This is a genomic window from Myxococcus qinghaiensis (assembly GCF_024198215.1).
Taxonomy (GTDB): domain Bacteria; phylum Myxococcota; class Myxococcia; order Myxococcales; family Myxococcaceae; genus Myxococcus; species Myxococcus qinghaiensis.
Genome location: NZ_JAKCFA010000058.1, coordinates 1 through 6047, shown reverse-complemented (window position 1 = coordinate 6047; position 6047 = coordinate 1). Strand labels below are relative to the sequence as shown.

1 protein-coding gene is annotated in these 6047 nt (G+C 70.8%); it reads right to left on the bottom strand.

The window, feature by feature from the left end; all coding sequences use genetic code 11:
• Positions 1 to 6047: non-ribosomal peptide synthetase (locus LZ199_RS45685; RefSeq protein ID WP_254000145.1), on the bottom strand; the 6047-nt coding region annotated here is incomplete at both ends.

Here is a 6047-nt window from a genome sequence, read left to right as displayed (position 1 = left end):
GCTCGGAGATGGAGGCGCAGACGGTGACTTCGGTGGGGCCGTAGGCGTTGAGGAGGCGGAGGCGGGAGCCCCAGCGCTGGACGAGCTCGGGAGAGCAGGCCTCACCGGCGGAGATGAGGGTTTGGAGAGAGGGGAGGTCCTCGGGGCGCATCTGGGCGAGGACGGAGGGAGTGAGGGTGACGGCGGAGATGGACTCGTCGCGGAGCAAGTCGCGGAGGGGAGCGCCCGGGAGGAGGCGCTCGCGAGGAGCGAGGACGAGGGTGGAGCCGGCGAGGAGAGCGCCGAAGATTTCAGCGACGGAGGCGTCGAAGCCGAAGGCGGCGTACTGGAGGACGCGGGAAGAGGGCGTGAAGCCGTGGGCGCGGCCGGCGGTGAGGGCGGTGTTGGAGAGGCCGCGGTGCTGGAGGAGGGTGCCCTTGGGAGTGCCGGTGGAGCCGGAGGTGTAGATGACGTAGGCGAGGTTGTCGGCGGAGGTGCCGGAGACCGGAGCGGACTCGGGCTGCGCGGCGATGAAGCTCGCGTCGACGTCGAGCAACACGAGTTGTTGCGCGCTCGTGGGTAGCTCGTCGGCGATGTCCTCCGTCGTGACGAGCACGGGAGCGGCGCAGTCACGGAGCATGAACGAGAGCCGCTCGACGGGGTACGAAGGATCGAGCGGGACCCAGGCTCCGCCAGCCTTGAGGATGGCGAGGATGGAGACGACGAGGTCCAGCGAGCGCTCCAGGCAGAGCGCGACGGGGACCTCGGCCCTGATTCCGAGCGAGCGCAGGTGGTTCGCGAGGCGGTTGGCGCGAGCGTCGAGCTGGGCGTAGGTGAGCGACTCGCCCTCGAAGCGCAGCGCGGTGGCGTCCGGCGTGCGCGCGGCCTGGGCCTCGAAGAGCGCGTGCGCGGTGGACTCGCGGGGGAAGTCCCGTGCCGTGTCGTTCCACTCCACGAGGACCTGTCGCTGCTCGGTCTCCGAGAGCAGGGACAGCGTGGAGAGCGGAACCTCGGGCCTGGCCGCCGCGTTTTCGAGCAGCGCGCCGAGGTGGACCAGCAGCCTGTCGACGGTCTCCGCCGTGAAGAGGTCGGTGCGGTACTCGATGCTGCAACCCAGGCCCTGCGCTGTCTCCTGGAGGGCGAGGGTGAGGTCGAGCCGCGCCGTGCCCGTGTTGGACGGCTGGAGGTGGAACGTGAGGCCCGGAACCTTCAGCTCGGCCTCGGGCTGGTTCTGGAACACCATCGCCACCTGGAAGAGCGGCGCGTGAGCGAGGCTCCGCTCGGGGTTGACGGCCTTGACCAGCTCCTCGAACGGCAGGTCCTGGTGCGCGTAGGCGCCCAGCGTGTCCTTCCTCACGCGCCCGAGCAGCTCGCGGAAGGACGGGTTGCCACCCAACCGCGCGCGCAGAGCGAGCTGGTTGATGAAGAAGCCGATGAGGCCCTCGGTCTCCGCCTGGTTCCGGTTGGCGATACCGGTGCCGATGACGAAGTCCTCCTGGCCGGAGTAGCGAGACAGGACGGCCTGGAGGCCCGCCATCAGGGCCATGAACAGGGTGGTGCCCTCACGACGGCACAGCGTGTGGAGTGAGTCGACGAGCTGCCGCGGCAGGATGCGCGAGACGCTCGCGCCTCGGAAACCCTGCACCGCCGGACGCGGGAAGTCGGTGGGCAGCTCCAGCAGCGGAGCCACGCCAGCGAGGTGCTCCTTCCACCAGGAGATCTGCGTGTCGAGCGCTTCGCCCTGGAGCCAGGTCCGCTGCCACGTGGCGTAGTCCGCGTATTGAATCGACAACTCGGGCAGCGGCGACGGCTGGCCCGAGGAGAACGCCGCGTAGAGCGCGGCCGTCTCACGCACGAGCACATCGATGGACCAACCGTCCGAGATGATGTGGTGCATCGTCAGCAGCAGCACGTGCCGCTGCTCACCCAGCCGCAGCAGGGTGATGCGCAGCAGCGGGCCGTGCGCGAGGTTGAAGGGCCGACGCGCCTCTTCATCGACGCGCCGCTGAAGCTCCGCCTCGTCGAGGCCGGACAGCTCCACCACGGGCACCGACACGGGCATCGGCGCGTGGACGAGCTGCTTGGGTCCCGCGCGGAACGTGGTGCGCAGCACCTCATGGCGCCGGACCACTTCCGTGAAGGCTCGCTCCAGCGCGCTCGTGTCCACCACGCCCTCCAACCGCAGCGCGATGGGCATGTTGTACGACGGGCTGCCCGGCTCCAACTGGTCCAGGAACCACAGGCGCTGCTGCGCGAAGGACTGCACGAACGCGTGGGGCGCGTCACCCTCGCGCGGAATCGCGGCGAGCGGCGGCCTCTGGAGCTTGGCACCCGCGCTCAGGGCGGCGTCGATGCGCTGGGCCAGCAGGTGGACCGTCGGCGACTCGAACAGGTCGCGCAGGGGCAACTCGACCTGGAACGCCGACCGCACGCGCGAGACGAGCTGCGTGGCGAGCAGCGAATGTCCGCCCAGCTCGAAGAAGCTGACGGTGGTGCTGACACCCGGCACCCCGAGCACCTGGGCGAACAGGCCCGCGAGCAGCTCCTCGGTGGGCGTGCCCGGCGTGGCCTGGGACGCGTCCTCCGTGAGCCACGACTGCTCCGGCACGGGCAGGGCCTTGCGGTCCACCTTGCCGTTCGCGGTGAGGGGCAGCGCGTCCATCATCCGCAGCGCGGACGGGACCATGTACTCGGGCAGACGCTGGGCGATGAACGCTCGCAGCGCGGGGGCCTCCAGCGAAGCCGCACCCACGACGTAGCCCACCAGGCGCTTGTCGCCAGGGCGGTCCTCGCGGACGAGCACCACCGCCTCACGCACCTCGGGGTGCGCGAGCAGGGCGGACTCGATTTCGGCCAGCTCGATGCGGTAGCCGCGCACCTTCACCTGGTCGTCCGCGCGGCCGAGGAACTCCAGCACCCCGTCGTGACGCCAGCGGGCCTGGTCTCCCGTGCGGTAGAGCCGGGCGCCGGGCACGGAGGAGAAGGCATCCGGGACGAAGCGCTCGGCCGTCATCGCCGGCTGGCCGACGTAGCCGCGTGCCACGCCCTCGCCGCCGATGAACAGCTCTCCGGTGATACCCACGGGCACCACCTGCCCATGCACATCCAACACGTACACCTGCGTGTCGCCAATCGGTCCGCCGATGGGCGCGGTGGCTCCCTGGATGGGGCCGCTCACCGTCCAGGACGTGGCGTCGACCGCCGTCTCCGTGGGGCCGTAGCAGTTGACCAGCCGCGTCGCCGGCCACTGAGCGCGGAGGCGCCGCGCCAGCTCGGCCGACAGCGCTTCACCGCCGGACACCAGCACGCGCAGATCCGAGGCGCGCTCCAGGCGCTCGGCCTCGATGAAGAGGCTGAGCTGCGAGGGGACGAGCTGGAGCACCGTCACCCGCCGGTGCGCGAGCACCGTCAGCAGCGCGTCCATGTCCAGGTCCGCCGCCGCGGGCGGCAGCACCAGCCGCGCACCGCTGACCAGCGTGGAGAGGAGCTCCGGCACCACGGCGTCGAAGCCCGGGGCCGTCTTCTGGAGCACGGAATCACTCGGGCCCAGGCCCAGGTTCGTGCTGAACCAAGCCGTGTGGCGGGCCAGGGCGCGATGCGGCACCACCACGCCCTTGGGGCGTCCCGTCGAGCCGGACGTGAAGAGGATGTACGCCGCGCACTCGGAGGACATGGCCGGCGCCGTGAAGGCGCTGCTCGCCACCGGCTCGGACGCCAACACCTCTTCGAGCACCAGGACACCCATCGTCCCCGCGGGCAGGGCCTCGCGCAGCGAGCGCTGCGTCAGGACGACTGTGGGCGCGGTGTCGTCGAGCATCATCGCCAGTCGCTCGGACGGCGAGGAAGGATCAATCGGGACCCAGACGCCACCTGACGCGAGGATGCCGAGGACTCCGGCGACCATCTCCGGTGAGCGGCGCGCGAACAGACCCACGCGCACCTCGGGCCTGACGCCTCGCTGACGCAGCACCTCCGCCAGCGCGAGCGCCTTCCGCTCCAGCTCGCGATACGTGAGCTGCCCGTCGCTCCACTCCAGGGCCACGGCCTCGGGACTCAGGGCCGCGCGCGACTGGAACCACGCGAAGACAGACGTGTCGCGCGGATGGTCGGAGCGGGTGTCGTTCCACTCCACCACCAGCCGCTGCCGCTCCTCGGTGGAGAGCAGGGGCAGCGCGGAGAGCGTGAGGTCCGGTGTGGTCACCGCCGCTTCGACCAGGCGCGTGAAGTGGCCCGTCATGGCCTGGATGGTCTCCAGGTCGAACAGGTCGGTGTTGTACTCGAAGCCGCCCATGATCCCGTCCGGCGTCTCCTGGAGGACGAGGGACAGGGAGTACTTCGCGATGCCCGCGTCCACGTCCGCCGAAGTGAAGCTCAGCTCCGACACCGACAGCGAGGGCACGGGCGTGTTCTGCAGCGCGAACATCACCTGGAACAGCGGCGAGTGGCTCAGGCTGCGCGCGGGCTGCAGCTCCTCCACCAGTTGATCGAACGAGACGTCCTGGTGCGTGAGCGCGCCGAGCGCCGTCTCGCGCGCCTGCTCGACGAGCGCGCGGAACGTCATGTCCCCGGACATGCGCCCACGGAGGACGAGCGTGTTGATGAACACGCCGATGAGGCCCTCGGTCTCTGGATGGTTGCGACCGGCCACCGGCGAGCCGACAAGCACATCGTCCTGACCCGTGGCGCGGTACATCAGCGCCTCGAACGCGGCGAGCAGCACCATGAACGGCGTGGCGCCCATGCGCTGACCGAAGGTCGTCACCGCGGACGACACCGCCGGGGACAGGCGCACGGGGTGCGTCGAACCGGCCTGGGTCTGCATCGCCGGAACAGGGCGGTCCGTCGGCAGCGCGAGCACATGGTTCGAGCCCGCGAGCTGGGTCATCCAGTACGTGAGCTGACGCTCCAGCTCACCGGCCTCCAGCCACTGATGGTGCCAGGCGGCGTGGTCGGCGTACTGCACGCGCAGCTCCGGCAGGGACGCGGGACGTCCCTCGCGGAGGGCGGTGTACAGCTCCGCGGCCTCGCGCACCAACACCCCGGTGGACCATCCGTCGGAGACGATGTGGTGCATCGTCAGCAGCAGCACGTGCACCCGCTCGTCCAGATGGAGCAGCGTCACGCGCAGCAGCGGGCCTCGGGCCAGGTCGAAGGGTCGCTGCGCCTCCAGGAGCGACAGGCGGCGCGCCTCGTCTTCACGCTGCTCCGCGGGCATGGAGGACAGGTCCACCCGCGTGAGCTTCAGCTCCACCGCGTCGGCGATGGCCTGCCTCGGGCTGCCCTGGGCGTTCGCGGGGAACGTGGTCCGGAGGGGCTCGTGACGCCGCACCAGCGCGCCGAAGGCCTGCTCCAGGGCGGAGACGTCCACCACGCCGTCCAGCCGGAGGGCGGCGGGCAGGTTGTAGAGCGCGGTGCCCGGCTCGAGCTGATCCAGGAACCACAGCCGCCGCTGCGCGAAGGACAGCGGCAGCTCGCCCGTGCGCGGCACCGGCACCAGCTCCGGCGCCCGTGCCACACCCACGCCCGCCTGAGCGAGCGCTTCGAGTCGCGCGGCCAGCTTCGCCACCGTGGGGGCCTCGAACAGCTCCCTCAGCGGCACGTCCACGCCGAAGGCGGCCTGGAGGCGAGACACCGACTGCGTGGCGAGCAGGGAGTGACCCCCCAGCTCGAAGAAGTCGTCGTCGATACCCACGCGCTCGACATGGAGCAGCTCGGCCCAGAGGGCGGCGATCTGGACCTCGGCCTGAGTCCTGGGCGCGACGTACTCGCGGACTGGAGCGGAGAGCGACGCGTCGGGCGAGGGCAGCGCGTTGCGGTCCACCTTGCCGTTGGGCGTGAGGGGGAGCGCATCGAGCACGGCGATGACGGACGGCACCATGTGCTCGGGCAGGCGCAGCTTCAGCGACTCGCGCAGGGCGAGGACGTCGATGGTGTCGTCGGAGTCGGCGACGACGTAGGCGACGAGGCGCTTGTCGCCCATGGCCTCCGTGCGGACGGTGGCGACGGCCTGATGGACGGAGGGGTTGAGCAGGAGGGCGGCTTCGACTTCACCGAGCTCGATGCGGAAG